Genomic DNA, 4,044 nt, shown 5'->3' with positions numbered 1-4,044 from the left:
GTCGAAACGCGTCGTCCAATCCGGCGCATTGCCCAGCCATTCACGCAGCGCCAAGCCCTGAGCGCCAAGCACGTCGTCGAGGACGACCATGCTGTCTGTCAGTTCGCTCATCGGCAGGCGGAAGAAACGGCGTGCGCCAAGCGGCGTGAAGTTGACCTGGACGCAGCAGGCGCCGCCGAAGGATTCGATCACCACCGGTCCGGCAAAGAGGCCGGCGGCGAAACTGGCGAAGCGGTCATTGTCGCCGGGCGCCTTGCCGAGGCCGATGGCGAAGGGTTCGGCGAAGCTGATGACCAGCGGTACGGTGAGCGACGCATATTCGACGTTGCGCATATGGCCGGGCGCCATTTCGCGATAGCCGCAAATGTCCGACACAATGCCCTGAAGTCGAGGATCGGGCAGGCGCCGGCGCATCTCAAACCGCCCGGCGACGGACCGGTCCTGCTCTTGCTGGGGTTGCATCTTGACTGGCATCGGCCATCCTCGCGCCAGTCAAATCTAACAGACCAAGGGCCGGAATCAAAAGCGCCCGGCTTTTGGCCGGGCGCTCCTCGTCCCCACTTCAAGGGAAATGGTCAGGCGCCGCGCATCAAGCAGCCGCCGGCAAGCACGATGAAAGCAATAAGCACGATCCACGCCGATGCGAGTGGAATGAATGAGAGAACGCCAAGCGCGGCGAGAACGCCGATGATGGCGATAACAACGGAGATGATAAAAACGATCTGGGTAGGTGCGCTAAGATTCATGTCTGCCTCTCCAACATGATTCGAACAGCGGCATCCTATCAGGGCGCGGGATCACACACCAATCAAGGCCCGCAGCGGGTTCGCCGGGTCAGCCAGCAGCTTCACAGCAAGCGCCAGGCATACGATCACCAGCAGCGGCTTGATCAGTCTTGCGCCGATGCGCATGGCCAGGCTGGCGCCGACGCGAGCGCCGAGGAACTGGGCGACGCCCATCATCAGACCGATCTTCCAGTAGACGACGCCGAAGGCCGCGAAGACGATGAAGCCGCCGATGTTGGAGGCGAAGTTGAGCAATTTGGTATGCGCCGTCGCCTTGAGCACGCCGTAGCCGGCAAGTGCCACGAAGGCCAGCATGTAAAAGGAGCCGGCGCCTGGCCCGAACAGGCCATCGTAGAAGCCGATGGCGGGCACCAAGGTCAATCCAAACAGGAACGGCGACAGGCGCTCGGCGCGGTCGACATCGTTCATGTTGGGCTTGAACGCGAAGTAGAGCGCGATGGCGATCAGCACGATGGGCAGGGCAGCCCGCAGTATGTCACCCGGCACGATCGTCGCCAGCAAGGCGCCGATGGCGCTGCCGACAAGGGCCAGAAGCGCCGACGGCAATTGCCGGCGCAGGTCGACATGACCCTTCGACGCGTAGTGGATGGTCGCCGAGCCCGAGCCGAACATGCCTTGCAGTTTGTTGGTGGCGAGCGCCTGGACCGGCGTGAAGCCGGCAAGCAGCAGCGCCGGCACTGTGATCAGCCCGCCGCCGCCGGCGATCGAATCGACAAAGCCCGCAGCAAAAGCGGCGAAAGCGAGCATGGCGACGGTCTGGATACTAAGGTCGATCATCTGATGTATGGAGGTGTCCGGCCGGCTGAAATATCGAGCGTTCGACCACGGCCGCCCTGTTTGCGCAAGATCGATTCCGCGCTACCTCTATCCCAGCGCATCGCGCCTGGATTGTGTTTGTGTAGTTAACCCGGAAAGAGGCTCCTGATGGCATTCGCATTGCTGGACCAGATACGTCAGATATTCGACGGCGACCCCGGCGTGCGCAAGGTGGCGGACGATCCGGTCCTGTCGGCGGAATTGCTGATGCTGTTTCGCATGATCCTGGCCGACGGGTCGGTCAGCGAGAGCGAAATGGTTGCCTTCCGGCGCATCTGCAAGGACGCCTTCGGCATTCAGGAAAGCAGCATCGACAGCGTCATCGAATATCTCAACGAGTTCGGCTACGAGACCAATGGCTCGCAGGCGATTGCACTGTTCCGCGATCTCGACGTCGAGCGGCGCCGGCAATTGGCCAAACATATGGCGGAGATCGCCAAGGCGGATTCGCAACTGGCCGAGAGCGAGATCCGCCTGCTGCGCCGCACGCTCGACCTGCTCGATATCAGCCCGGTCGATGTGGTCAAGACGCAGGAGTGATCGGGCCGCCTTCTCTCCTGATCAGCCTTGCTCCCGCAGCCGCTCCGCGATCGCCCGGTGCAAGTCAGGGGCGGCGGTGACAAGCGCCTTGGCAGCCTCGGACTGCGGGTGGTCGAGCACTTCGCTCGTCTTGCCGCGCTCGACGATCTTGCCGTCATGCATGACCAGCACCTCGTCCGTGATGGCGCGGGCCACGGTCAGGTCGTGGGTGATGAAGAGGTAGGCGATGCCGAGCTTCTGGTTGAGCTCTGCGAACAGATCGAGGATCTGGGCGCGGATCGAGACATCGAGCGCCGAGACCGGCTCGTCGGCAACGACCAGCTTGGGGCGGGTGATGATGGCGCGGGCGATCGACAGGCGCTGGCGCTGGCCGCCGGAAAATTCATGGGGGTATTTGTCCATGTCGCTGATGCCGAGGCCGACTTCGTGCAGGGCATGCGCCACCATCTCGCGGCACTCGGCGCGCGTCGGCTTTTTCTCCAGCACATGCAGGGGTTCGGCAACCAGCTTTTTCACCTTCTGGCGCGGGTCGAAGGAGCCATAGGGATCTTGAAAAACGACCTGCATATCGCGTCGCGCCGGCTTCAGCTCGGCTTCGCTCTTGCCGGTTATGGTCCCGCCGCGGAACCGGATCGAGCCCGATGTCGGCCGATCCAGCGCCAGGATCATGCGGGCGAGCGTCGACTTGCCGCAGCCGGAGCGACCAACCAGTGCCACTGACTGACTCGGCGCCATCGACAGCGAGACGTCGTCGACGGCGCGGATACCAGGCGCGCGCTTGAACAGCGAAGTGCGCCGGCCGGGATAGTCGCGGGTCACGCCCTCGACCTGAAGCAAAGGGCGGCCCGTCTCGATGCCATGCGGCCTGGCGCGCGCCGGCACATGCATCGAGGCCTGCGCCAACTGGCGCGTGTAGGGGTGGAGCTGTTCGGATAGCGTGCGTGCGGTGTCGCCGGCTTCCATCACCTCGCCGCGGCGCAGGATGGTGATGCGGTCAGCCATCTCGGTCACCACGGCGAGGTCATGCGAGATCAGGAGCAGGCCCATGCGGCTCTCCGCGACGAGGTCGCGCAAAAGGTCGAGGATTTGTGCCTGCAGCACCACGTCGAGCGCCGTCGTCGGTTCGTCGGCGATCAGCAGCTTCGGCTTCAGCGCGCAGGCGATGGCGATGACGACGCGCTGGCGCTGGCCGCCCGACAGTTCGTGCGGATAGCGCGACAGCGGGAATTTCGCTTCGGGCAAGCCGACACGGTCGAGCATTTTTCGCGCCCGGTCTTCGGCCTCGGCGCGGCTGGCCCTGGTGTGCCAGCGTATGCCTTCGGCAACCTGCTCGCCGATGGTCTTGACCGGATTGAGCGCGGTCATCGGCTCCTGGAACACCATGCCGATGTCGTCGCCGCGCAGCGCACACATCTGGTCCTCGGTTGCTGCCAGGATGTCGATGCCGTCGAATGTGACACGTCCGCTGGCGCGCGCGGCATGGGGCAGAAGCTGCATCACCGTCAGCGCGGTCATCGATTTGCCGGAACCGGATTCGCCGACCAGCCCCATCACCTCACCGGGCGCGACGGAAAGCTCCACACCCTTGAGGATCTGCGTGTCGCCGATGGTCAGCGACAGGTTCTCGATGTCGAGCAGGCTCATCGCTGCCGCCGCGATTTCGGATCGAGGATGTCGGCGATGCCGTCGCCCAGGAGGTTCAGCCCCAGCACGGCGACAACGATCGCCATGCCCGGAAAGATCGCCATCCATGGCGCCACCACCATGCGGGTCTGCGCGTCGAACAGCATGCGGCCCCAGCTCGGCATTGGCGGTTGCGCACCCAGGCCCAGATAGGAAAGCCCGGCCTCGGCCAGGATGCCCAGCGCGAACTGGATGGTGC

At 64.2% G+C, this 4,044-nt stretch carries 6 protein-coding genes; 1 reads left to right on the top strand and 5 read right to left on the bottom strand.

The annotated features are described in order from the left end of the window. The 3 genes from ENZ75_RS23780 to ENZ75_RS23770 all read right to left on the bottom strand — a co-directional run. Positions 1–474: DUF6597 domain-containing transcriptional factor (locus tag ENZ75_RS23780; protein WP_348630621.1), on the bottom strand; the 474-nt coding region annotated here is incomplete at its 3' end. 101 nt (positions 475–575) lie between these two features. Continuing rightward, complete coding sequence (locus ENZ75_RS23775) at positions 576–746, bottom strand: hypothetical protein (protein ID WP_082826471.1); 171 nt, start codon at positions 744–746, stop codon at positions 576–578. A 51-nt stretch (positions 747–797) separates the two neighbouring features. Beyond that, the gene (locus ENZ75_RS23770) at positions 798–1,583 is read right to left on the bottom strand and encodes a TSUP family transporter (protein ID WP_013531213.1); all 786 of its coding nucleotides are present in this window, start codon (positions 1,581–1,583) and stop codon (positions 798–800) included. A gap of 147 nt (positions 1,584–1,730) precedes the next feature. On the opposite strand from ENZ75_RS23770, the gene ENZ75_RS23765 reads away from it, so the two are divergent. After that, positions 1,731–2,162, top strand: coding sequence for a TerB family tellurite resistance protein (locus ENZ75_RS23765; RefSeq protein WP_063168183.1), 432 nt, complete (start codon positions 1,731–1,733; stop codon positions 2,160–2,162). Positions 2,163–2,183: 21 nt separating this feature from the next. Here ENZ75_RS23765 and ENZ75_RS23760 read toward each other — a convergent pair whose 3' ends face one another. Further along, a complete protein-coding gene (locus ENZ75_RS23760) occupies positions 2,184–3,806 on the bottom strand; it encodes a dipeptide ABC transporter ATP-binding protein (RefSeq protein WP_013531215.1) in 1,623 nt (540 codons plus the stop codon). Then, on the bottom strand, positions 3,803–4,044 hold a 242-nt coding region (locus tag ENZ75_RS23755; RefSeq protein ID WP_128278349.1), incomplete at its 5' end, for an ABC transporter permease subunit. The genes ENZ75_RS23755 and ENZ75_RS23760, both read right to left, overlap by 4 nt.

The sequence above is a fragment of the Mesorhizobium sp. M7A.F.Ca.CA.002.04.1.1 genome (assembly GCF_004022805.1).
In the GTDB taxonomy this organism is placed as follows: Bacteria; Pseudomonadota; Alphaproteobacteria; order Rhizobiales; family Rhizobiaceae; genus Mesorhizobium; species Mesorhizobium ciceri.
This window is presented reverse-complemented; position numbering and strand designations above follow the sequence as displayed.